21 protein-coding genes and 1 riboswitch are annotated in these 23753 nt (G+C 70.9%); of the genes, 8 read left to right on the plus strand and 13 right to left on the minus strand.

The window, feature by feature from the left end:
- The first annotated feature begins 15 nt into the window (after positions 1-15).
- Complete coding sequence (locus AC5RV6_RS09840; protein WP_494007123.1) at positions 16-669, plus strand: acVLRF1 family peptidyl-tRNA hydrolase; 654 nt, start codon at positions 16-18, stop codon at positions 667-669.
- A gap of 3 nt (positions 670-672) precedes the next feature.
- Here AC5RV6_RS09840 and AC5RV6_RS09845 read toward each other — a convergent pair whose 3' ends face one another.
- Together AC5RV6_RS09845 and AC5RV6_RS09850 are read right to left on the minus strand one after the other, a co-directional pair.
- Positions 673-1773, minus strand: coding sequence for a nitronate monooxygenase (locus AC5RV6_RS09845; protein ID WP_494007124.1), 1101 nt, complete (start codon positions 1771-1773; stop codon positions 673-675).
- Between the two features lie 26 nt (positions 1774-1799).
- Positions 1800-2636, minus strand: a complete 837-nt coding sequence (locus AC5RV6_RS09850) for a PhzF family phenazine biosynthesis protein (RefSeq protein WP_494007125.1) — start codon at positions 2634-2636, stop codon at positions 1800-1802.
- Between the two features lie 147 nt (positions 2637-2783).
- Positions 2784-2903: riboswitch (SAM riboswitch) on the plus strand.
- Positions 2904-2951: 48 nt separating this feature from the next.
- On the opposite strand from AC5RV6_RS09850, the gene AC5RV6_RS09855 reads away from it, so the two are divergent.
- Positions 2952-3458 (plus strand): flavin reductase family protein, encoded by a 507-nt coding sequence (locus AC5RV6_RS09855; protein ID WP_494007126.1) that lies wholly within the window; start codon positions 2952-2954, stop codon positions 3456-3458.
- Positions 3459-3566: 108 nt separating this feature from the next.
- Here AC5RV6_RS09855 and aspS read toward each other — a convergent pair whose 3' ends face one another.
- Positions 3567-5372, minus strand: coding sequence for an aspartate--tRNA ligase (gene aspS, locus AC5RV6_RS09860; RefSeq protein WP_494007127.1), 1806 nt, complete (start codon positions 5370-5372; stop codon positions 3567-3569).
- 126 nt (positions 5373-5498) lie between these two features.
- Between aspS and AC5RV6_RS09865 the strand changes: the two genes are divergently transcribed.
- From AC5RV6_RS09865 to AC5RV6_RS09875, 3 genes are all read left to right on the plus strand, one after another.
- On the plus strand, positions 5499-6881 hold the full coding sequence (locus AC5RV6_RS09865; RefSeq protein ID WP_494007128.1) for an APC family permease: 1383 nt from the start codon (positions 5499-5501) through the stop codon (positions 6879-6881).
- Between the two features lie 144 nt (positions 6882-7025).
- The gene (locus AC5RV6_RS09870) at positions 7026-8315 is read left to right on the plus strand and encodes a sensor histidine kinase (protein WP_494007129.1); all 1290 of its coding nucleotides are present in this window, start codon (positions 7026-7028) and stop codon (positions 8313-8315) included.
- Positions 8312-8995, plus strand: coding sequence for a response regulator (locus AC5RV6_RS09875; protein WP_494007130.1), 684 nt, complete (start codon positions 8312-8314; stop codon positions 8993-8995). The genes AC5RV6_RS09870 and AC5RV6_RS09875 overlap by 4 nt, the downstream gene beginning before the upstream one ends.
- Positions 8996-9024: 29 nt before the next feature.
- On the opposite strand, the gene hisS is transcribed toward AC5RV6_RS09875, so the two are convergent.
- Positions 9025-10383, minus strand: coding sequence for a histidine--tRNA ligase (gene hisS, locus AC5RV6_RS09880; RefSeq protein ID WP_494007131.1), 1359 nt, complete (start codon positions 10381-10383; stop codon positions 9025-9027).
- Between the two features lie 196 nt (positions 10384-10579).
- Here hisS and AC5RV6_RS09885 point away from each other — a divergent pair, with 196 nt between their 5' ends.
- From AC5RV6_RS09885 to AC5RV6_RS09895, 3 genes are all read left to right on the plus strand, one after another.
- A complete protein-coding gene (locus AC5RV6_RS09885) occupies positions 10580-11344 on the plus strand; it encodes a peptidylprolyl isomerase (protein ID WP_494007132.1) in 765 nt (254 codons plus the stop codon).
- Positions 11345-11379: 35 nt separating this feature from the next.
- Positions 11380-12819 carry a DUF349 domain-containing protein gene (locus AC5RV6_RS09890; RefSeq protein WP_494007395.1) on the plus strand — a complete coding sequence of 480 codons (1440 nt, stop codon included), beginning with the start codon at positions 11380-11382 and terminating at the stop codon, positions 12817-12819.
- A gap of 112 nt (positions 12820-12931) precedes the next feature.
- Positions 12932-13525, plus strand: coding sequence for a hypothetical protein (locus tag AC5RV6_RS09895; RefSeq protein WP_494007133.1), 594 nt, complete (start codon positions 12932-12934; stop codon positions 13523-13525).
- A 3-nt stretch (positions 13526-13528) separates the two neighbouring features.
- On the opposite strand, the gene AC5RV6_RS09900 is transcribed toward AC5RV6_RS09895, so the two are convergent.
- From AC5RV6_RS09900 to pdxT, 9 genes are all read right to left on the minus strand, one after another.
- Positions 13529-15712, minus strand: coding sequence for a RelA/SpoT family protein (locus tag AC5RV6_RS09900; RefSeq protein ID WP_494007396.1), 2184 nt, complete (start codon positions 15710-15712; stop codon positions 13529-13531).
- A gap of 532 nt (positions 15713-16244) precedes the next feature.
- The gene (secF, locus tag AC5RV6_RS09905; protein WP_494007134.1) at positions 16245-17312 is read right to left on the minus strand and encodes a protein translocase subunit SecF; all 1068 of its coding nucleotides are present in this window, start codon (positions 17310-17312) and stop codon (positions 16245-16247) included.
- Positions 17309-19078: a protein translocase subunit SecD gene (secD, locus tag AC5RV6_RS09910; protein WP_494007135.1), complete on the minus strand. Its 1770-nt coding sequence runs from the start codon at positions 19076-19078 to the stop codon at positions 17309-17311. The genes secF and secD overlap by 4 nt, the downstream gene beginning before the upstream one ends.
- Positions 19079-19167: 89 nt before the next feature.
- Positions 19168-19605: a preprotein translocase subunit YajC gene (gene yajC, locus AC5RV6_RS09915; protein ID WP_494007136.1), complete on the minus strand. Its 438-nt coding sequence runs from the start codon at positions 19603-19605 to the stop codon at positions 19168-19170.
- Between the two features lie 229 nt (positions 19606-19834).
- Positions 19835-20941 carry a Holliday junction branch migration DNA helicase RuvB gene (gene ruvB / locus AC5RV6_RS09920; protein ID WP_494007137.1) on the minus strand — a complete coding sequence of 369 codons (1107 nt, stop codon included), beginning with the start codon at positions 20939-20941 and terminating at the stop codon, positions 19835-19837.
- Entirely contained in the window at positions 20941-21573 is a 633-nt protein-coding gene (gene ruvA / locus AC5RV6_RS09925) for a Holliday junction branch migration protein RuvA (protein ID WP_494007138.1), read from the minus strand. The genes ruvB and ruvA overlap by 1 nt, the downstream gene beginning before the upstream one ends.
- Positions 21574-21682: 109 nt before the next feature.
- Positions 21683-22300 (minus strand): crossover junction endodeoxyribonuclease RuvC, encoded by a 618-nt coding sequence (gene ruvC, locus AC5RV6_RS09930; RefSeq protein ID WP_494007139.1) that lies wholly within the window; start codon positions 22298-22300, stop codon positions 21683-21685.
- Positions 22301-22304: 4 nt separating this feature from the next.
- Positions 22305-23060: a YebC/PmpR family DNA-binding transcriptional regulator gene (locus tag AC5RV6_RS09935; protein WP_494007140.1), complete on the minus strand. Its 756-nt coding sequence runs from the start codon at positions 23058-23060 to the stop codon at positions 22305-22307.
- Positions 23061-23063: 3 nt separating this feature from the next.
- On the minus strand, positions 23064-23654 hold the full coding sequence (pdxT, locus tag AC5RV6_RS09940) for a pyridoxal 5'-phosphate synthase glutaminase subunit PdxT (RefSeq protein ID WP_494007397.1): 591 nt from the start codon (positions 23652-23654) through the stop codon (positions 23064-23066).
- Positions 23655-23753: the final 99 nt, after the last annotated feature.

A 23753-nucleotide genomic window follows, 5' to 3' on the forward strand; every position in this document is an offset into this window, starting at 1 on the left:
CGCAAGGACCTGATCATGACCGTAACCCGTCGGACGAGCGTGCCCGGCCCCCGGCTGGCCGGCTGGCTCGACCGTTTCGCCGCCGCCCAAGGGCCGCTGACGGTCACGGCCACCGATGAGGGACTGGAGGCGGCAGCGGCGAACGGTGCCCGGGCCGTGCTGGCTGCGCCCTGGCCCGAGGACGGACGTCCCGGACGCGGTGCGGACGACGTCGGGCGCCTCGCTGCGCTGGCCGGCCAGTCGCGCACCGTCGGGCTGGTGCTGGTGCGCCGCGGCGGCTGGGCCGTGGGCGTGGCCAGGGAGGGACGGCTGCTGCGTTCCAAGACGGGCAGCCGGTATGTGCAGGGCCGGACCGCCGCAGGCGGCGGCTCCCAGCAGCGCTACGCCCGACGACGCGCCAAACAGGCCGATGCACTGGTGGAGGCGGCGGCATCAGCGGCCGCTGTGCTCTTTGCCGCAGCATCGGCCGGGGACGCCGCGCCCCAGTATCTGGCCGCCGGCGGTGACCGGCTGCTGATCAGCCAGCTGCGGGAGGCGAGGGCCCTGCAGCCATGGAGCCGGCTGCCGCTGCTGCGCCCGGTCGATGTGCAGGACCCGAACCTCGCGTCGCTACGCAGAGCTGCATCCGACGCGTGTTCCGTAGCCGTCACCATCCATCTGCCGGACTGACGCTCAGCGCACTCCGGCCCAGAGCTCCTCGACAATCCCGGCAGCCGGCAGCGGGCGGGCCTCACGGAAGCCCCGCCCGGCCCACAGGCTCATCAGGTCGGCGTCTCCCCGCTCGGCGGCTTCCGCCCGCAGCGGCCGGGTGATCTGGTTGACCAGCGGGTAGGCGGCCGGCGCGTCACGGTGCCGGCGCATGAAGTCATTGGTCAGGCCGCGTGCCCACCGGCCGGAGAAGGCCCGGGTCAGCGACGTATCGGCGAACCGCTCCCCCGCCAGGGCCTGGCGGTGCAGCGGGTGCGTTCCGGCTTCAGGCGCCAGCAGCAGGGCCGTGCCCACCTGGACGGCGTCCGCCCCGGCCGTCAGCAGCTCCGCCACCTGCCCCGGCCCGCTGATCCCGCCCGCGGCGATCAGCTCCACTGTTTCGCGCGGTCCGGGCAGGACGTCCCCGAGGACGGTGCGCACACCCTCGAGCAGGTCCGGAAGCGCATCGGTGCCCGGCTCGGCGGCGGTGCGCAGCGTGCCGCGGTGGCCGCCGGCGTCGGGGCCCTGGACGCAGAGGATCCGCGCCCCGGATCCGACGGCGGCTTCCGCCTCCTCGGGGTCGGTGACGGTGATGACGACGGCGGTTCCCGCCTCGTGCAGCTGCCCCACCACCTCGGCGGTGGGCGCCCCGAAGGTGAAGGACACCACCGGTACCGACATCTCCAGGACCAGGCCCAGCTTCGCCTCCCAGCCGTCGTCGTCGGCGGCGTCAGGCAGCGGCAGCGGCTGCCGCGTGGGCGGCAGGGCACCCGTGGCCTGCTCGTCGAGCAGCTGGCCGCGGTACTGTGCGGCCGCCTCGTACGCGTCCGGGCCGGTGCCGGAGGTGGACGCCGTCTCCTGCGTGTTGGCCGCGTCCGGGACGAAAAGGTTCACTCCGAACGGGCGCCGCGTCAGGTCCTGCAGGCGTGCGATCCGGCCTTCCAGCACATCGGCGGCCAGGTAGCCTCCGGCCAGGAAACCCAGGCCGCCGGCGTCGGACACGGCGGCTGCGAGTTCGGGCGTGGACGGGCCGCCGGCCATGGGGGCGGCGATGATCCGCCGCGGCAGGTCATAGAGGCTGAACACAGCGGGCTCCTCGGGTCATCGGTCGGTCAGAGGCGGACGGAGCCGTCGACGCAGGTGACGGACTCGCCGCCGACCCAGATGCCGCCGTCGCGCTGGAAGATCCGCACCCGGCCCTTCCGCCCGACGGCGGTGCCCTGGCTCACCACGTAGCGGTCGGGCGCCAGGCCCGCGCCGATCAGCCAGACGGCCAGGCCGGCGTTGAGGCTGCCCGTGACGGGGTCTTCGGCGATGCCGAGGGCCGGCACGAAGGCGCGGACCTCGAAATCGGCCTCCGAGGTGTCCTCGTAGGGGCCGATGACGCCCACCCGCAGGCTGCCGAGGGCGGCGTTGTCGGGCTTGAGCGAGAGGACCGTCTCGGCGTCGGCCAGCAGCAGGCCGAGCCAGCCGGGCCCGTTGTCCACCCAGGCATGGCCGCGGACCTGGTCGATGCGCAGGCCCAGGGCCGTCACCGCCTGGGTGAGGGTGGGGTCGTCGAGCGGGCCGCTGCGCCGCAGCCGGGGGGCTTCGAAGGCGGCGAGGCCCGCGTTGGCGTGCAGGGTGACGATGCCGATTTCGCACTCCTGGAGCACCGTGCCGGGAGTGCGGGGCCGGTTGCCCGCCTCCAGCCAGGCGTGGCAGCTGCCCAGCGTGGGATGCCCGGCGAACGGGATCTCCCCGTTCGGCGTGAAGATCCGGACGCGGTAGTCGGCGCCGGCGATGGTCGGCGGCATCAGGAACGTGGTCTCCGAGAGATTGGTCCAGCGGGCGAACTGCTGCATGGCCTGGTCGGAGATGTCCTGGCCCTCCAGCACCACGGCCACGGGGTTGCCCAGATACGGGCTGCTGCCGAACACGTCCACCTGCTTGAACCAGCGCTCTCTCATGCCCACACCCTACTACCGGGCTGCCGGGCGGCTGCGCCGACGGCGCGCGCCCTGCGTTCAGGCGGCGTTACAAACTGTTGCGGCCCGGGCCCGCCGTCGGCCGGGCCGTTTGCCCCTCGACCGTGCCGGCCCTAGATTGGGAGCCAGAATCAAGAGTTCCAGCCAGAGGCCCTGGCCGGCTGGACGGCAACCCTCTCGCCGTAGCGGGGTGCTCCAGGTGACGATTCGGCCGCTCCGGTGGATTTCCCGCTGCGGCAAGTACAGCGTCCCTTCGCATGCAGCAGCGCGGAGGACGCCTCAGGCAGAGGACGTCCCATGACACTTGTTACCGATCTCCAGCCGACCGCCCTGCGCCGTGCCTTCGGGCGCTTCCCCTCCGGCATCGCCGCTCTCTGCGCAGAGGTCGACGGCGGCCCGCAGGGCATCGTTGCGTCGTCCTTCACCGTCGGGGTCTCCCTCGATCCGCCGCTGGTGATGTTCGCCGTGCAGAACTCCTCCCGCACCTGGCCGGTCCTGAAGCGGGCCGGGCGGATCGGCGTCTCGGTCCTCGGCACCGGGCACGACGGCGTCTGCCGCCAGATCGCCTCCCGCGACGGGGACCGTTTCGCCGGCCTCAGCCTGCACCAGGCGGACACCGGCGCACTGTTCCTCGACGAGGCTGCGCTCTGGCTTGAATGCTCGGTGGAGAATGAGGTCCCGGCCGGAGACCACGCCGTGGTGCTGCTGCGGGTACACGGCTACTCCACGCACGAGGAACGGCACGAACCGCTGGTCTTCCACGGGTCCGCGTTCCGGAACCTGAGCGTGCCGGCGTTCGCCTGACCCCGCCTGCGGGCCGGGCCGCCTCGGGGCGGGAGCGCACGAAGCCCGGCTGCCAACACGGCAGCCGGGCTTCGTCGCAGACCGGACCTGGGTAGAGGCCCGGCTTCGTTACCGGCCGGACGGGGAAGCGGGAGCGTCGGCAGGCTTGTCCTGCTTCTTCTCCGGCTTGAAGTCGACGCCGGCTTCCTTGCGCTGCTGCGCGCTGATCGGAGCCGGAGCGTTGGTCAGCGGGTCGTAGCCGCCGCCGGACTTCGGGAACGCGATGACGTCGCGGATGGACTCCGCGCCGGCCAGCAGGGCCACCACCCGGTCCCAGCCGAAGGCGATGCCGCCGTGCGGCGGGGCGCCGTACTTGAAGCCCTCCAGGAGGAACCCGAACTGCTCCTGCGCGGTTTCCTCGGAGATGCCCATCACCTTGAACACGCGCTCCTGCACGTCACGGCGGTGGATACGGATGGACCCGCCGCCGATTTCGTTGCCGTTGCAGACGATGTCGTAGGCGTAGGCCAGCGCGGAACCGGGGTCGGTGTCGAACGTGTCGAGGAACTCGGGCTTCGGCGAGGTGAACGCGTGGTGCACGGCCGTCCACTCGCCCGCTCCTGCGGCGACGTCACCGGCTGCCACGGCCGCTGCCGCGGGCTCGAACATGGGCGCGTCGACAACCCACACGAAGGCCCAGTCGCCGGGATTGATGAGTCCGGTGCGGTGGCCGATCTCCACGCGGGCGGCTCCGAGCAGCGCCCGGGCCGAGGACTGGTCACCGGCGGCGAAGAAGATGCAGTCGCCGGGCTTGGCACCGACGGTGCCGGCCAGGTTCTCGCGCTCGAAGTCGGTGAGGTTCTTGGCCACCGGGCCGGTCAGGCTGCCGTCCTCCTGGACCAGCACGTAGGCCAGGCCCTTGGCGCCGCGCTGCTTCGCCCATTCCTGCCAGGCGTCGAGGGTGCGGCGGGCCTGCGAGGCGCCGCCGGGCATCACGACGGCGCCGACGTACGGGGCCTGGAAGACGCGGAAGGTGGTGTCCTTGAAGAACTCGGTGAGTTCGGTCAGTTCCAGACCGAACCGCAGGTCGGGCTTGTCGGAGCCGTACTTCGCCATGGCCTCGGCGTAGGTCATGCGGCGGATCGGGGTTTCGATCTCGACGCCGATCAGCTTCCACAGCGACTTCACGATCTGCTCGCCCAGGGCGATGATGTCGTTTTCCTCGACGAAGCTGGCCTCGATGTCCAGCTGGGTGAATTCCGGCTGCCGGTCGGCGCGGAAGTCCTCGTCGCGGTAGCAGCGGGCGATCTGGTAGTACTTCTCGAACCCGCCGACCTGCAGCAGCTGCTTGAACAGCTGCGGGGACTGCGGCAGGGCGTACCAGGAGCCCGGGGCCAGGCGGGCCGGAACGACGAAGTCGCGGGCGCCTTCAGGCGTCGAGCGGGTCAGGGTGGGGGTTTCGATCTCGACGAAGCCCTCATCGTGCAGCAGCTCGCGGGCCACCCGGTTCGCTTCGGAGCGCAGGCGCAGCGCGGCGGCCGGGGCCGGGCGGCGCAGGTCGAGGTAGCGGTGCTTCAGGCGGGCTTCCTCGCCGACCTCCACATGCTCGTCGATCTGGAAGGGCAGCGGATCGGAGGTGTTGAGGATGACCACCTCGTCGGCGATGACCTCCACCTCGCCGGTGGCCAGCGCCGGGTTCTCGTTGCCCTCGGGCCGCTTTTCCACCTTGCCGGTGATCTGCAGGACGTATTCGTTGCGCAGCCCGTGGAAGACCTCCTCCTCCCGCACCACCACCTGCGCCACGCCGGAGGCATCACGCAGGTCGAGGAAGGCGACGCCGCCGTGGTCCCTGCGCCGGGCCACCCAGCCTGCAAGGGTGACGGTCTGACCAATATGCTCGGCCCTCAGGGTGCCAAGCGCATGTGTGCGCAGCAAAGCAGTCCTCTCAAAGATTGCTTGCGGAAAACACGGTTCCCGCTCAAGGTGAATAGAGATCTCCACAAGAGTTTACCGGTGTTCGCTCCGTTTCCCCGCCGCCGCCTGCGGCCCGGCAGGAGGTCCATGCCCAGCAGCAAGCCCGTGCGTCCCCTCGGCGGCTTCGATGCCACCATGGCCGGGCTGGGATCCATGATCGGGACCGGGCTGTTCGTCGTGTTCCCGCCGGCCGTCGCCGCCTCGGGCGGCCTGCTGCTGGCGCCCTGCCTCATCGCGGCCCTGGTGGCCTACTGCTGTGCGGTGTCCACCTACCAGCTCGCCGGCGCGGTCGATGACCGGCTGCCCGGCACGGACCGCGGCTGGCTGCGCGACGGCGGAGCCGCGCGCACCGCGGCACGCATGCTGCTGGGACCCTACGCCGGCTTCCTCACCGGCTGGCTGCTGATCTGCGCGCTGCTCGCGGCCGCGGGAACCGCGGCGCTGACCTTCGGCACCTACGTCTTCGGTGACCGTGCCGGAATCGCCGCCGCGGCGGCCGTTGCGGCCCTCACCGTGGCCAACATCCTCGGTGCCGTCCGCGGCACCTGGGCGTCGAGGTTCATCGTGGCCTTCGTGATTGCGGTGGCCGGGTTCGCGGCCATCGCCGCGTTCAGCGTCCCGGAGCGGCCGACGGCGGGACTGCCGGCACCCGAGGAACCCACCGCCGCCGGGGTGCTGCAGGCCGCGGGGGTGGTGTTCTTTGCGTTCGCAGGCTACTCGCGGCTGGCGTCCATGGGGCCGCAGGTGAGGCGCAGCGGCGTCAACATTCCGCGGGCGCTGCCGGCCGCCGTCGCCGTCGTCCTCGCCCTGTACCTGGCGGTGGGCGAGTCGCTGCTGGCCTTCTTCGGCCCGTCCGCCCTCGCGGTCGCCGAGGCCCCTCTGCTGGTCCCGGTCCAGTCGGTGCAGAGCACGGTCGGCACGGGAGCGGTCACCGCCGCCGCCGCGGTCGCCGGGCTGGGCGGCGCGTGGGCACTGATCGGGGCCATCGGACGCACTGCGGCGTCGATGGCGGACGACGGCGACCTGCCGCGGCTGTTCCGCAGCGCCGGTTCGGAATCCGGCAGCGTCCCCGGCTCCGGGCATCCGGCAGGCAACCGGCGGGCCCTGCCCGGGTCGGCGCTGGCAGCCCGGGTCCAGGCCCAGCCGTGGGCGGCGGAGGCGGCGGCCGGCGCCGTCGTCGTGCTGCTGTGTTTGAGCACGGAGCTGACCACCCTCCTCGCAGCCGCGTCCTTCGGACTGCTCCTGTATGCGGCGGTGACGGCGATGGGTGCCTTCGCCCTGCGGACCCGCCCGTGGTTCGCCCCGCGGCTGCTCAACTTCCTCGGCCTGGCCGGGGCGCTGCTGCTGGCCCTGGCGCTGCCGCCGCTGGTGATCGCGTGGATGGGGATCGTGCTGCTGTTCGGGCTGGTGGTGCGGCTGAGCTTCCGGCGCGGGCAGGACGCCCCGGGCCTGCTCCCGCCGCCTGACTAAGCGGTACCGCCGGCGCCTCCGGGCCGCCGCTCCGGCCCATCCTCCGGCCACCGGCGCCGGCCGGCCCGCGTCCTCCGGGCCCGGCTTCGGCATGTCCTCCGTTCGGGGGACGTGCCGGGTGCCGGGTCTGGCTAGGGTGAAGGCATGCCCTCCGTCAGTTCCGAGCCCACCGCCGGCAGCCCCGCTCCCCGGATCTGGCCCGGCGGCGTGGTTGCCGCCGTCGGCTATTTCGCCGCCGGGTCGGTGCTGATGCTGATGCAGGCCAACGTCGCGACCTTCCTGCCCGGTTCCGGGCTGCCCGGTCCACCCTGGGACTGGTTCGCCTATCTGCTCCTCGGCTGCGCGGGGCTGCTCTTCCGCAGCGCCAACGTCCCGCTCATGCTCGCGCTGACCGCCCCGGCGGCGGTGCTGTGCCTGCTGGCCGACGCGGGCGTGGCCGGTTTCCTGCTCACCTTCGAGGCCATCTACTCCGGCATCCTGTACGGCCGCCCGCGGCTGAGCCGGGTGGTGGCCCGCGTGGCACAGGCCCTCGCAGCCGTCATGGTGGTGGTCGTCACCGCGACCTACCGCGACGTGGAAACGACCGTGCTGGCGACGGTCCAGGCGCTGGTGGTCTTCCTGATGCCGGTCTGGTGGGCCGGGGACCTCCGGGCCCAGCGGGACCGCACCGAGGATGCCCGAGCCCGGGCCGAAGCCGAGCGCCGGGACGCGCTCCACGCCCGCGAGGTGGCCGCCCTCCAGCTGGAGCTGGCCGTCACCGAGGAGCGGGCCCGGATGGCGCGGGAGCTGCATGATTCGATTGCGGGGCACCTGTCGGCGATCGCGCTGCAGAGCGGAGCCGCTGCGGCGGCCGCGGATCCCGCGCTGACCTCCCGGGTGCTCAGCCAGGTCCGCGCCGAAAGCCTGCGCGCCCTCGAGCAGATGCGCAGCATGATCGATGTGCTCGAGTCCCGCGACGGCCGCGGGCTGCCCGTCTCCGGGCAGGCCGACCTCGCAGACCTCGCCGGCTCCGCCGCCGCTGCGGGCACCCCGGTGCGGATCACCGGCGGAGAGCTCCTGCCTGACGAAGCGCCCGCCGCCCTCCGCTCCGGGGTCTTCCGGATCGTGCAGGAGGCCCTCACCAACTGCATCCGGCACGCTCCCGGCCGGGAGGTGCTGGTCCGCCTTGGCACCGACGACGGCGGCGCGCTGCTCCTCGAGGTGGCCAACAGCCTGACGCCGGAGCCGGCAAACGGTGCCGCCCCGGGCGGTGCGGACGCTGCCGGTGCGGACGCTGCCGGTGCGGATGCCGCCGCCGTCGGCATCAATGCCGGCTCCGGAATCCGGAACATGAAGCTGCGGGCCGTCCGGCTCGGCGGCACCCTGACGGCGGGTGCCGAGGACGGCCTCTGGCGCGTCGCGGCGCGCCTCCCCCTCACGGAAGGACCCCAATGAGCGTACGGATACTGCTGGCCGACGACCACTTCGCGGTGCGCGGCGGGCTGCGCATGATCCTCGACGCCGCCGACGGCCTCGAAGTGGTCGGCGAAGCGGCCGACGGCGCCACTGCAGTGTCAATGGCGCGCGCCCTGCGGCCGGATCTGGTGCTGATGGACGTGCAGATGCCCGGCATGGACGGCATCGACGCCACGGAAGCCATCATCGCGGCAGGACATGCGGCGGTGCTGGTGCTCACCACGTTCGACATCGACGACTACGTCTTCCGGGCGCTGCGGGCCGGCGCGGCCGGTTTCCTGCTCAAGACCGCGGAACCGGCGGAGCTGGTCCGCGCCGTCCGCCGGGTGGCCGACGGCGACAGCGTCCTCTCCCCCGAGGTCACCGGAACGCTGATCGCCGCAGCGCTGGGCGGAGGACCAGCGGCCGGTGCCGCCGGCGCGGGCGGCGCGGGTAGTGCAGGCCGTGCAGCCGGCACCGGCCCGGCCGCGCCCGTGGATACACTGACCGCCCGTGAGCAGGCCGTTCTGGACTGCCTGGCCGACGGGCTGTCCAACCAGGACATTTCCGCCCGGCTCGGGATCGCGGAGACGACCGTCAAGACGCACGTCTCCCGCGTCCTGGCCAAGCTGGGCGTCGCGTCACGGGTGCAGGCGGCCCTGCTCTACCGGGGTGCCTGACCCCAGCCCCGCCGGCGCCGGCTCAGCGGCTACGGTGCCGGCGTGGCGGCGGCTGCGCGCACCTGCGGCGCCAGGTCCTCCGCGGGCGGCATCCAGGCGGCGGGATCGGCGGGAACCTGGTCTCCGGAGCGGATGTCCTTGACCTCGTGCGTGCCGTCTTCGGACGTGAACCAGACGAAGGGGATCCCGCGGCGGTCGGCGTACTTGATCTGCTTGCCGAACTTCTCGGCCTTGGCGGCGACCTCCACGCTGATCCCCCGTGCCCGCAGCTGCGCTGCGACGTCCTGCGCCGCCGACCATGACCCGTCGTCGGTCAGGGTGACCAGCACGGCCGTCGGCACGCTGCGGCTGGCCTCGGCGAAGCCCTGGCTGAGGATCCGCGAGACCAGGCGGGTGACGCCGATGGACAGCCCGACGCCGGGGAAGGTCCGGCTGCCCTTCGCGGCCAGCGCATCGTAGCGGCCGCCGGAGCAGATGGAGCCGAGCTGCTCGTGGCCCACCAGCACGGTCTCGTAGACGGTGCCGGTGTAGTAGTCCAGGCCGCGGGCGATGCTCAGGTCCGCCAGGACCCGGCCGGGGGCGCGGCGGCCGGCTTCGGCGATGACCTCGGCCAGCTCGGCCAGGCCTTCCTCCAGCAGATCGTCCTGGACGCCCAGGGCACGCACCTGCTCCACGAAGGAGGTGTCTTCCGTACGGATGGAGGCCAGCGCCAGGGCAGCCTGCGCCTGCTCATCGGTGGCGCCGAGCTCGTCGCGGAGCAGCTCAGCCACCCGCTCGGGGCCGATCTTCTCCAGCTTGTCGATGCTGCGCAGCACCCCGGCGGTGTCGGTGAGGCCGATGCCGCGGTAGAAGCCCTCCGCCAGCTTGCGGTTGTTCACCCGGATCCGAAACTCAGGAATCGGCAGCGCACCCAGCGCCTCGGCAATGACGAGCGCCAGCTCCACGTCGTACCGGAACGGCAGCTCGCCGTCGCCCACCACATCGATGTCGGCCTGGGTGAACTCCCGCGCACGGCCCTCCTGGGGACGCTCTCCGCGCCAGACCTTCTGGATCTGGTAGCGGCGGAACGGGAAGGACAGGTGCCCGGCGTTTTCCACCACGTACCGGGCGAAGGGCACGGTCAGGTCGAAGTGCAGCGCCAGCTGGTTCGGGTCCTGGCGGCCGCCGGTCCCGCCCTCCTCGGCCTGCAGCCGGCTCAGGGCGTAGACCTCCTTGTCGATCTCGCCCTTGCGCAGCAGCTGGCCCACCGTCTCCACGGCCCGGGTCTCGATGTTGGTGAAGCCGTGCAGTTCAAAGGTGCGGCGCAGCACGTCGAGCACATGCAGCTCCACCAGGCGCTCCTGCGGCAGCCATTCAGGGAAACCGGACAGAGAGGCCTTGCGTGCCATGCGGGGAAGCTCCTTGGGAAAATCGGTGAGGCCTCCGCGGGCAGGCCGGGGCCGTTTCCGTGGAGGGTGGGTGCTGCAGACGGTGCTTACACTGTGTGCGGCACTCATTTTAGCCCTACGGCGGCTCCCCGTGCCGCGGAAGGCGCCGTCGTCCCCGCCGCCCTGCCCGGGCGGCCCGGCAGACCAGGAGGAGAGCGTGCCCACCAAACGCGTTGACCGCGAAACCCGACGCCGGATCGCCCGCATGGAGGCCCGCCGTGCCCTGGCGGCGGCGCAGGTCCGCCGCCGTCGGCGGGACAACCTGTTCGCTGGCCTGGCGGGGCTTCTGGCCCTGGTGCTCGCCGTCGCCCTGCAGGCTTTCTGGTTCTCCAACGACCCCGCGCCCGACGACATGGCGCTGATCCGTGACCAGCAGGAACGCGATGCCCGGACCGCCGCCGGCGTTCCGGACCCGGACACCGCCCGGGGCAGGGTCTTCACCGGCACCCTGGACCTGAACGTGGGTGAGCTGGGCGTCGAGCTGGACGGCAGCGCCGCTCCGCAGGCCGTCGCGGTGTTCAAGCAGCTCGCCGACGACGGCACTCTGGCCGGGCGCAGCTGCCACCGGCTGACGGCCACCCCGGACATGGGTGTGCTGCAGTGCGGCTCCGAAGACGGAGAAGGCAGCGGCGACCCGGATTTCCAGTGGGGCCCGATCGAGAATGCCCCGGCCGACGGCGTGTATCCGGCCGGCACCATCGCGGTGGCCCGGGGCGGGACGCCGGACAGCCACGGCACCCAGTTCTTCATTACATATAAGGATTCGCGCATCACCCAGGACGGCGGCGGCTACACGATAATGGGTAAGGTAACGTCAGGGCTGGACGTCCTGGAATCAGTGGCCGCCGGCGGCATTGAGGCGGACCTGCAGGACGGTCGGCCCAAGACAGCGGTGGCGATAGATTCGTTTACCCTGAACTAAACGGAAAACGGCCGGGCAACCGGGCGCTTCCGATTATCCCGAGCGAAAGACTTTTTGCGGTGACAGACAGTCAGAAATCCGACGACACGACGGGCCGGCCGGCCGCACCCCGGCCCGGCACGCCCAGCCCCGCCGCCTTCGCTGCGCGCCATCCCGCTCCGGCCCCGGCCGCAGCTGCGGCGCCGCAGCCCGTGGTGGCTGCGCCTGCCCTGCACCAGACCACGCTGGAGGAGGCTGCCGCCTTCGCCCGCGTCGAAGAGGACGGCCACGTCTTCCTCCTGGTCGACGGCGCCGAACACCCGGTCGGCCAGTACCCTGACGCCACCCGGGAGGAGGCGCTGGCCTACTTCGTGCGCAAGTACGACGACCTGGTCGCGCAGGCAGCGCTGCTGGAACAGCGCCTGGCCGCCAAGGCGCCCGCCGCGGATATGGGCAAGACCCTCAAGCACCTCGCCGAGCAGGTTGCCGAGCGGAAGTTCGTGGGCGACGTCGCCGCCCTGGACGCGCGCATCGAGGCCCTGTCGGCAAGCATTGCCGAGGCCGAGGCCGCCGAGCGTGCCGAGCAGGACGCAGCGAAGGCCCGCGAGCTCGCCGCCCGCGAGGCGATCGTCGCCGAGGCGGAGGAAATTGCCGCCAAGGATCCCGCCACCGTGCAGTGGAAGACCAGCAGCAACCGCATGAACGAGCTCTTCGACGCCTGGAAGACCTCGCAGAAGAACGGCCCGCGGTTGGGCCGCAGCACCGAGGACGCCCTCTGGAAGCGGTTCCGCTCCGCCCGGACCGTCTTCGACCGCCACCGCCGCGCCTACTTCTCCCAGCTGGACAACGAGAACGCTGCGGCCAAGAAGGCCAAGGAGGCCCTGATTGCCCGGGCCGAGGAGCTTGCCGACTCCACCGACTGGGGTGCCACGGCCGCCGAGTACCGGCGCCTGATGGACGAGTGGAAGGCCTCCAAGCGGGCCAGCCGCAAGGACGACGACGCACTGTGGGCCCGTTTCCGGGCTGCGCAGGACCGGTTCTTCGCGGCCCGCCAGGCCGCCAACGAGGTCATTGATGAGCAGTTCGCCGCGAACCTGCTGGTCAAGGAGGAGATCCTCAAGGAGGCCCAGGCCCTGCTGCCGGTGAAGGACCACCGGGCGGCACGGCGTGCCCTGACCGAGATCCAGGACCGCTGGGAGGCCGCTGGCAAGGTGCCCCGTGCCGACATGGGCCGGATGGAATCCGGGCTGCGCCGCGTCGAGGAGGCCGTGAAGGCCGCCGAGGACGAGCACTGGCAGCGTTCCAACCCTGAGACCAAGGCCCGGACCAACAGCGCGCTGAGCCAGCTCGAGGCCGTGATCGCCTCCCTCGAGGAGGACCTGGCAGCGGCCGAGAGCAACGGTGACGCACGGCGGATTGCCGCGGCGCGCGAAGCGCTGGACGCCCGCCGCCAGTGGCTGGACATGCTGCAGAAGTCCGCGCAGGACTTCTCCTAACCCGCGCCGACGGCGGCCGGCTTTTCGCCGTCCGCCGCTTAAGCCCCGGCGGTTTCCACAGGAAGCCGCCGGGGCTTTGCGCTTCCCGGCGGCAGTGGGCACGCTGGGCGGTATGCCCCCGCCCGCGCCGGATGCCCGCAGCACGCCGCCGGGCGTCCGGCTGTTCCTGCCCGGCGCGCCCTTCACAGCGGTGGAGCTGGCCGGAATGCGCCGGGACGGGCTCCTGCGGTATGTCTACGCGGGCGCCTACGCGGAGGCACACACCCTGCCCGGTCCTGCGGAACGTGCAGCAGCTGCGATGTGGCGGCTCTCGGACGCGGTGAGGGCGCGGGCGGTCCTGGGGCGGATGAGCGCTGCCTGGGTCCACGGCTGCGCCGACGCGCCGGGACGGCCGGTCCTCCTGGCCGACAGGTCCCGCCGCAGTACGTGGATGCCCGGAGCTGTCCTGCACGAGGTGCGGCTCGGCCCGGCCGACGTCGTGACGCTGGGGGCGGCACGCGTCACCTCGCCGCTGCGGACGGCGCTGGACCTGGCCTATCACGAGCCGGCCGCCCGCGCGGTGCCCGCCCTGGCGCTCCTGGGCACCGATCCGGACCTGGCCTGCCCGCTGGCGCACGTCCTCGCCGTCGTGCTGGCCCGCAGGCACGCTCCCGGGCGGGAGCATGCGCTGCGCAGCCTGCGGCAGGCCATGCCGCCCGGAGGATGAGGCTCAGGGCCGTCGCTGGGATCCGGTGGTGCGGTACACGTCGTAGACGCCGTCGATCCGGCGGACGGCGTTGAGGATGTGGTTCAGGTACTTCGGGTCGCCCATTTCGAAAACGAACTTGGACATGGCCACCCGGTCGCTGGAGGTGTTCACGCTCGCCGAGAGGATGTTCACGTGATTCTCGGCCAGGACCCGGGTGACGTCGGAGAGCAGGCTCTTGCGGTCCAGTGCCTCGACCTGGATCTCCACCAGGAAGACGCTGGACTGGGTCGGTGCCCATTCCACGTCGACCATGCGGTCGGGCTGGTCCCGCAGGTCGTGGACGTTGCGGCAGTCACTGCGGTGCACCGACACGCCCGAACCGCGGGTGACGAAACCGACGATGGGATCCGGCGGCACCGGAGTGCAGCAGCGGGCGAGCTTGACCCACACGTCGCCGACGCCGCGCACCGTGACGCCGGAGTCGGAGAACTTGGGACGGCGGACCTGCGAGGAGATCGGCGCCTCCTCCAGGTCCTCCTCGGCGCCCTGGTGCCCGCCCATGAGCGAGACCAGGTGTTCGATCACGTTCTGCGCGGAGGTGTGGCCGTCACCGACCGCCGCGTACAGGCCCGAAATGTCCTGGTGATGCAGCTCCTGCGCGACGGCGGTCAGCGCGTCGTGCGTCATGAGCCGCTGCAGCGGCAGGTTCTGCTTGCGCATGCCGCGCGTCAGCAGGTCCTTGCCCTTTTCGATCGCCTCTTCGCGGCGCTCCTTGGAGAACCACTGGCGGATCTTGTTCCGGGCCCGCGGGCTCTTGACGAACCCCTGCCAGTCCTGGCTCGGCCCGGCGCCTTCGGCCTTGGAGGTGAAGATCTCCACCCAGTCACCGTGCTGCAGTTCGCTGTTCAGCGGCACCAGCTTGCCGTTGACCCGGGCGCCGATGGTCCGGTGCCCCACCTCCGTGTGGACGGCGTAGGCGAAGTCCACCGGCGTGGACCCGGCGGGCAGGGCCATGACCTCGCCCTTGGGGGTGAAGACGAAGACTTCCTGCGCGTTGATCTCGAAGCGCAGCGAGTCGAGGAACTCGTCGGGGTCGGAGGTTTCCTGCTGCCAGTCCACGAGGGAGCGCAGCCAGCCCATGTCGTTGTTGTCCGGGGCCGGGTCCGCGCCGCCCTGGCGGCGGGCGCCGTCCTTGTACTTCCAGTGCGCGGCCACGCCGTACTCGGCACGGCGGTGCATGTCATGGGTGCGGATCTGGATTTCCACCGGCTTGCCGCCCGGACCGATCACCGTGGTGTGCAGCGACTGGTACATGTTGAACTTCGGCATCGCGATGTAGTCCTTGAACCGCCCGGGCAGGGGGTTCCAGCGCGCGTGCAGGGCACCGAGGGTGGCATAGCAGTCACGGACCGAGTCGACGAGCACCCGCACGCCCATCAGGTCATGGATGTCGTCGAAGTCCTTGCCGCGCACGATCATCTTTTGGTAGATCGAGTAGTAGTGCTTCGGGCGGCCGGTGATGGTCGCCTTGATCTTCACCGTGTGCAGGTCTTCGGCGATCTGGGAGCGGACGGTGGAGAGGTACTTCTCCCGTTCGGGCGTCCGGTCCCCCACCATGCGGACAATCTCTTCGTACACCTTCGGGTGCAGCGCCGCGAAGGACAGGTCCTCGAGCTCCCACTTGATCGTGTTCATGCCGAGCCGGTGGGCCAGCGGAGCAAAGATCTCCAGCGTCTCGCGGGCCTTGCGGGCCGAGGACTGGGGCGAGACGAACCGCCAGGTGCGGGCGTTGTGCAGCCGGTCGGCCAGCTTGATGACGAGGACGCGGATGTCCTTCGCCATGGCCACGACCATCTTCCGCACGGTTTCGGCCTGCGCCGCGTCGCCGAAGGTGACCTTGTCCAGCTTGGTGACGCCGTCCACCAGCATGGCGACCTCGGGGCCGAAGTCCCGCCGCAGCTCATCGAGCGTGTAGCTGGTGTCCTCCACGGTGTCGTGGAGCAGGGCTGCGGCGAGCGTTGTCCCGCTCATGCCCAGTTCGGCCAGGATCGTCGCCACGGCCACCGGGTGGGTGATGTACGGGTCCCCGCTCTTGCGGGTCTGGCCCTGGTGGCTGCGTTCGGCCACCAGGTAGGCCCGCTGGATCAGGTCGAGGTCCTCGCGCGGATTGTTCGCGCGCACGGTGCGCAGCAGCGGCTCCAGCATCGGTGAGTAGCCGGGCTGGCTGCGTCCGGCCAGGCGCGCCAGGCGCGCCCTGGTACCGGTGCGCCGGCCGGGCCGGACCGCAGGAGGAGGAGTCGGGGCCGGCACGGGTGCGGGGACGGCGACGACCTTGTCGGACGTGCCGCCGCCGGCAGGCGCGGGAGAGGGCACCCCGCCGCCGGGCCGGGACGATTCCAAAGCGCCGTTCGGGGGCGCAACAGGACCCGCACCGTCTTTCTCCGGTGCCTTGACCTTCTGCGTGCTTGACGCCGATCGTGCGCTCTCGGCCACTGCCGCCCTTTCGTTGCCAGCAAAAACCTTTAGCGTCCAGTCTATGCCTCCCCCGGCCCGCACCAGTACCTTCCGATGCCGCGGATTCTGTCACCCTGGCGGCCGGCGGACCCGGCAGCTCCGCGGCCGCCGGTGCGGCGCCGGCGACGAAACAGGCCGTGCACCCGGTGCGGGTGCACGGCCTGCCGCGTCGCTCAGACGCGGATGAGGGTTCCGGCCGGGCTTCGGCGGGCGGGAAGGCGGGTCAGGCGGAGGACGCCGCCGCGTCGCCGGCGGCGCGGGCGCCGTCGGGCTCCCCGTCCCGGGCCTGCCCGCCCTGCTCGCGGGCTTCGAGCTTGCGGCGCTGGGCCACCTTCTTCGCCTGCTTCACGATTGCCGGTTCGTTGCGGCGCAGCCAGGCGTACATGGGTGCGGCAATGAAGACCGTGGCAACGGTGCCCAGGATGATGCCGATGAACAGGGCCAGCGAAAGGTCCTTCAGGGTGCCGGCACCCAGCAGGTACGCACCGATGAACAGGATGGAGGCCACCGGCAGCACCGCCACCACCGAGGTGTTGATCGAGCGGACCAGGGTCTGGTTGACGGCGAGGTTGACCTCCTCGGCGAAGGTGCGTTTGGTGCGGTTCGCGAGGTCGGCCGTGTTTTCCCTCACCTTGTCGAAGACCACCACCGTGTCGTAGAGCGAGTAGCTCAGCACGGTCAGGAAGCCGATGATCGCCGACGGCGTGACCTCGAACCCGCTGAGCGAGTACACGCCGGCCGTGACCACCATGACGGTGACGAGGGCGGTGATCGCCGCCAGCGACATCTTCCAGGTGCGGAAGTAGATCGCCATCAGGACGGCGGCCAGGGCAACGAAAACAATGAGGCCGATCAGCGCCTGGCGGCTCACCCCCTCGCCCCACACCGGGCCGATGAAGGTGGACGTCACTTCCTCGTCGGAGACGTCGTAGGCCTCGCCGAGGGCGTCCTTGACCTCCAGGGTCTGGTCGTCGCTGAGGGTTTCGGTCTGCACCCGCATGGTGCCGGGCGCAATGTTGGTCACCCGGGCCTCGGCGCCGCCGACGATGGAGGAGACGGCCTCCTCACCGGCTGCGACGTCGGTCTTTTCGACGCCGGAGATGGTGAACTCGCTGCCGCCGCGGAAGTCGATGCCGAGGTTGAAGCCGCCCTTCGCCACCGGGATCAGGATCGAAATCACCATGGCGACGGCGGCGATCAGGAACCACAGCCGCGCCTTGCCGACGAAGTTGTAGGACCGTTTGCCGGAATAGAGCTCGTTGCCGAAGGTCGAGAAGCTGAACCTGCTCACTTGGCGTCCTCCTGGGAGCCGGTGCGGCCGCTGCCGGCCATGGAATCCGTCTTGCTGCTGTCCTGCTCTGCCGCCCTTTCGGCGGCCCTGCGTTCGGCAATCGTCATGCGCCGCTCGGCTTCCTTCAGTGCCCCCTTGTTGCGGGCCTTGACCTGTTTGGGCGCAGCCGTTCCGGGTTCACGCAGGCGTCCGGCTCCGCGGTAGAGCGGAACGGCGCCGAGCCGGCTCGCGTCCAGCCCGGACCACTTGTGGCCGCGGCCGAAGAACTTCGTGCGGGCCAGCAGCACCATGGTCGGGTGCGTGAACATGAACACGACGATCAGGTCCGCGATCGCGGTCAGGCCGAGGGTGAATGCGAAGCCGCGGACGTTGCCCACCGCCACGAAGTAGAGCACGACGGCGGCCAGCAGGTTGACGGCCTTGGAGGCCAGGACCGTCCGCTTGGCCCGTTTCCAGCCGTTGTCCACGGCGGAGACCAGTCCGCGGCCGTCCCGCAGTTCGTCCCTGATGCGTTCGAAGTACACGATGAAGGAGTCGGCGGTCTGGCCGATGGCCACAATCAGGCCGGCCACGCCGGCCAGCGAGAGCCGGTAGTTGTGGGACCAGCCGAGGATGGTGATCGCCAGGTAGCTGAGCACGCCGGCGACGACGAGCGAGGCGATGGTCACCAGGCCCAGGGCGCGGTACTGGAACAGCGAGTACACGGCGACCAGGACCAGGCCGATCAGGCCCGCGATCATGCCCATCCGAAGCTGGTCGGCGCCCAGGGTGGCGGAGACCTGCTGCTCGGACTGGATGTCGAAGCTGATCGGCAGCGCGCCGTACTTCAGCTGCTCGGAGAGGTTGCGCGCGGTTTCCTCGGTGAAGTTGCCGGTGATCTGCGGCTTGCCGTCGGTGATCACGGCGTTGACCGTTGGGGCGCTGATGATCTGCCCGTCCAGCACGATCGCGAACTGGTTCTGCGCTCCGGTGAGGCTGAAGAGCCGCTCGGTGACGCTGCGGAAGGTCTCGCTGCCCTCGCTGTTGAACTCGATGTTCACGGCCCACTGGTTCAGGGAGGCGCCGTTGCCGCCCTGGGCCATGCCGAAGCTGGCGGTGGAGATCTGGGATCCGGGCACCTCGACGGGGCCGAGGATGTACTTGCCCATCGTGTCCGGCTCGCAGGCCACCATCGGCTGGTCGGTCGGCGCCGGTTCGGTGGCTGCTTCCAGGACCGCCGGGTCGGTGCAGTCCAGGGCCTCGAACTCGCGGAAGATCTCCGGGGTGATCCAGTTGGTGTCGGAGGCATCCGCGGGTTCTCCCGCGGGCTGCGGAAGCTGGTCATCCGGCGTCGGGGTTTCCGCTGCCGGGGCCATGCCCGCGCCGCCGTAGAGCACCGGGCGGAACTCCATGTAGGCCGAGGCCTGGATCAGTTCTCGGGTCTCGGCGTCGGGGGCGCCGGGAAGGGACACCACTACGTTGCGGTTGCCCGAGGTGTTGCCCTGGGTGCTGATTTCGGCCTCGGAGACGCCGCTGCCGTCGACCCGCTGGCGGATGATCTCCACCGCCTGGTCGAGCTGTTCCTCGCTGATGTTGCTGTCCCCGCCCTGGACCTTGGGCGAGAGGATCATCTGCGTTCCGCCCTCCAGGTCAAGGGCGAGCTTGGGGGTCCAGGAGGCTCCGCCCCACAGCGAGGCACCTCCGAGCAGCATGGCCAGCGCAGCACAAAGGACACCCAGCCAGGTGAGTGTCCTCTTCGCCGCCGATCCGGGACCGGTACGAGACATGGTTATTCCTTCAGGCGTGAGAAACCGGCGGACCGCGGCGGGCCGCCGGGAGCCGCGGACCCGACCGGGCCCGCGGCTTTCGGAAGAGTCTAGTTCTCTTTGTTCTTGTCGCGGTCCGCCTGATCGGCGGGGTCGACGTCGACCGGGCGCTCAGGTGCCGGGGCATCGCCGGTCAGGGCGGAGGCGTCGTCGGGAACCTGCGGCTGCTCCTCTTCGGCGACCGGGGTGACGACCTTGGTCAGCGCCTGGAGGTGCACGGTGGCGGTGTTGCCGGGCGAGAGCTCCAGGACGGCCTTGTTCTCCTCGGCGTCGATGGAGACGATGGTGCCGAAGATGCCGGAGTTGGTCATCACCTCGGTGCCGGGGACCATCTGGGTGCGCTGCTGCGCCATCTGCTGCTGCGTCTTCTTGTTCTTGCGGAACATCATGAAGACCAGCAGGATCAGCAGCACGGGCAGCATGAGGTTGATAAGGCCGCCGCCGGTGGCCTGCTCGCCGTTGGTCTGGGCCAGAATGTTCACGAACACTGAGGAATTTCCGATCTTGTTGACAGCTGATGATTGGCTCTTCGGCCACGCCCGCGGCGCAAGGGCCACGGACCGCTTCCGGGCACGCTGCACACGGCCGGGCGTGCCCAGTCTATGGGACAACGGACGCGGCGGAGGTTAAGTTTCCGGCTTTTCTGCTGCGAATCCGCTGCGGCCCCCGGGCATGCCCTGTTCCCCGCTGCTCCTGAACCGGGCAGGTCGGGCAGGATCAGCCCTGCTCCCCGTCCGGCCGCGTCCCGGCGTCGCCGTCGTCAAACAACGGCAGCGGGGCGGCGCCGGTGAAGGCTCCGGCGGCCAGGCCGGCGGCGCCTTCCGGCATCTGCAGGCCCAGGTGTTCCCAGGCCGCGCGCGTGGCGATCCGCCCGCGCGGGGTGCGGCCCAGCAGGCCCTCACGGACGAGGAAGGGTTCGGCCACCGTTTCCACGGTTTCCGGCTCCTCCCCCACGGCGATGGCCAGCGTGCTGAGGCCGACCGGGCCGCCGTTGAACTTGGTCACCAGCGCGTGCAGCACGGAACGGTCGAGGCGGTCCAGGCCGCGGGCGTCGACCTCGTACATGTCCAGCGCGGCGGAGGCCGCCCTCGAGTCGATCTGCTCGACGCCGTGCACCAGCGCCCAGTCCCGGACCCGGCGGAGCAGCCGGTTGGCGATGCGCGGCGTGCCGCGGGACCGGCCGGCGACCTCGGCGAATCCGGCCGAGTTCACCTTCATGTCCATCAGCATGGCCGAGCGGCGCAGCACCAGCTCCAGCTCCTCCGCGGAGTAGAACTCGAGGTGGCCGGTGAACCCGAACCGGTCCCGCAGCGGCCCGGGCAGCAGCCCGGCGCGGGTGGTGGCTCCGACCAGGGTGAAGGGCGGCAGCTCCAGCGGAATGGCGGTGGCACCGGCACCCTTGCCGACGACGATGTCGACCCGGAAGTCCTCCATCGCCATGTAGAGCATCTCCTCGGCGGGGCGGGACATGCGGTGGATCTCGTCAAGGAACAGCACTTCGCCCTCGGTCAGTGAGGACAGGATGGCGGCGAGGTCACCGGCGTGCTGGATGGCGGGGCCGGAGCTGATCCGCAGCGGCGCGTTCATCTCGGCTGCGATGATCATCGAGAGGGTGGTCTTGCCCAGCCCGGGCGGGCCGGAGAGCAGGACGTGGTCCGCGCTGCGCCCGCGGAGCTTCGAGGCCTCCAGCACCAACGCCAGCTGCTCGCGCACCCGTTTCTGGCCGACGAAGTCGTCCAGGTTCTTGGGCCGCAGCGCCGCTTCGATGGCTTTGTCGTCGGGGTCGCCGGTGGCGGCGACCAGCGGATCGGCGCCTGGCGCCATCAGCCGGCCTTCCCGCTGCGGGCCGCGGGCCGGCGGCCGTCCTGGCCCAGCCGGCGCAGGGTCACGCGCAGGATTTCAGCGACCTGCCCGGACGCGGCGACCTCCGGATCCTCGGCCATGGCCGCGTCGATCGCCGCCGTCGCGTCCTTCTCGTTCCAGCCGAGGCCGGTCATGGCGGCCAGCACCTGGTCCTGCCAGGCCGGTGCGGCCGGCGACGTGCCGGGCGTGTCGAGGGGAACGAGCTTGTCGGCCAGTTCCAGCAGGATCTTCCGGGCACCCTTCGGGCCGATGCCGGGGACCTTGGTGAAGGCCTTCACGTCTTCGGTGGACGCCGCCCGCCGCACGTCCTCCGGGGAGTGCACCGCCAGCACGGCCAGGGCGAGGCGGGGTCCGACGCCGCTGACCCCGAGCAGGGTCTCGAAGACCTCCTTCTGCTCGGCGTCGGCGAAGCCGAAGAGCGTCAGTGAGTCCTCGCGCACGATCAGCGACGTGAACACCTGCGCTTCACGGCCCACATGCAGGCCGCTGAGGGTCTGCGGCGTGGCCTGGACGGACATGCCGACGCCGCCCACCTCGATGACGGCTGCGTGCAGCCCGACGTGGGCCACGGTGCCGCGAAGGGAACTGATCATGGGAGGACTCCAACGGATTCATAGAACATAGCTACGAATACCCTACTTGGGTCCGACCCCGATTCCGCACCGGACGCCGTCGGCCCGCGTTTCGCCGGCGGCTGGACGCTCAGCGACCTGTGCGCCGTGCCTTGGCTTCGGCTTCGGCCCAGAGCCGCTGCGCCGCCGTCAGGCCCGTTCCGCCGCCCGCTCCGGCCGCGGCGCGGGCGGGGGCTTTCGTGGCGGATCCCGCGGTGGAACGGCCGGGTCCGAGTGCCGTGCGCCGCCACGCGTGCGTGATGGCCAGCGCAAGGGCGTCGGCGGCGTCGGCCGGGCGCGGCGGCGCGGCCAGGCGCAGGATCTTGGTGACCATCTTGCCGACGGCGTCCTTGTTGGCGGAGCCGGAACCGGTCACCGCGGCCTTCACCTCGGTGGGGGTGTGCAGCGCCACCGGGATGCCCCGGCGGGCGGCGGCCGCAATAACGATGCCGCTGGCCTGGGCGGTGCCCATCACGGTGCTGACGTTGGTGTGGCTGAACACCCGCTCCACGGCCAGCACGTCCGGGGCGTGTTCATCGAGCCAGGCATCGATCGAGGTGGCGATGGTCAGCAGCCGCCCGTCCAGGGCAGTCGCGGAGTCGGTACCCACCACGCCCACCGCGACCAGGTGGGCGCGGCGGCTGGGCTCGACGTCGACGACGCCGAGCCCGCACCGCGTCAGGCCCGGATCAACGCCCAGGACCCGCACGGGGTCAGTCGTCCTCGAGCTGGGCCAGGACCTCGGGCGAGATGTCGGCGTTCGAGTAGACGTTCTGCACGTCGTCGAGGTCCTCGAGGGCGTCGGCGAGCTTCAGGAACTTCCGGGCGGCGTCGGCGTCCAGCTCCACGTGCATGGAGGGTACGAACTCGGCTTCGTCGGTCTCGTACTCGATGCCGGCTTCCTCAAGCGCGGCCACGACGGCCCGCAGATCCTGCGGCTCGGAGATGATCTCGAAGCTGTCTCCGGATTCCTTGACCTCGTCGGCGCCGGCGTCGAGCACAGCCATCAGCAGGTCATCTTCGGTGAGCCCGTTCTTGGGCAGGTTCACCACACCTTTGCGGGAGAACATGTAGGAGACGGAGCCCGGGTCCGCCACGGTGCCGCCGTTGCGGGTGATGGCCAGGCGCACCTCGGAGGCGGCGCGGTTCTTGTTGTCGGTGAGGCACTCGATCAGGAGGGCGGAGCCCTGCGGTCCGCGCGCTTCATAGATGATTTCGGAGTAGTCAACGACTTCGCCGGTCAGCCCGGCGCCGCGCTTGATGGCGCGGTCGATGTTGTCGTTGGGCACCGAAGTCTTCTTGGCCTTCTGTACGGCCAGTTCCAGGGCCGGGTTGCCGGCCATGTCGGCGCCGCCGGCGCGGGCGGCAACTTCGATGTTCTTGATCAGCTTGGCGAACGCCTTGGCGCGCTTCGCATCGATCACGGCCTTCTTGTGCTTGGTGGTTGCCCATTTGGAGTGGCCCGACATGCTCTACGCTTCTCCTCTGATCATCGATATAAAAAGTTCGTGGACCCGCCGCTCGCCCGTCACCTCCGGGTGGAACGAGGTGGCCAGCAGCTGTCCCGAACGCACTGCCACAATTCTAGCGACCGGTCCGGGAACTTCGGCGAGGACCTGCACGTCGGCACCGGTTTTCTCCACGAGCGGGGCGCGGATGAACACTGCCCGCAGGGTGTCCGGCCGCGCCAGGCCCGCAGATGAGGGCAGATCGGCGATCCCTTTAAAGTGCAGGTCCGCTTCAAAGGACTCCCGCTGCCGGCCGAAGGCATTGCGGCGGACCAGGATGTCCAGGCCGCCGAGGGTGGGCTGCGGGTTGCCGGACAGGTCGGTCGCCGGATCGGTAAGCCGGTCCGCCAGCAGGATCATTCCGGCGCAGGAGCCGTAGGCGGGCAGTCCCGCCGCAAGTGCCTCCCGCAGCGGCTCCAGGAGGCCGAAGATTCCGAGCAGCTTGCCGATGGTGGTCGATTCTCCGCCGGGCAGCACGATTCCTTCGAGCCCGTCGAGATCAGCGGGACGCCGTACAGGAACCGGCTGCACACCGCTGGCCTGCAGGGCCGCCATGTGTTCGCGTACCCCGCCCTGCAGCGCGAGCACGCCCACCCTTGAAGTCACCGGGACAGCTTACCCGCGGGCCCCGGCGTCGGCCCCATGGCCGCGGGA

Source organism: Arthrobacter saudimassiliensis, from assembly GCF_059090665.1.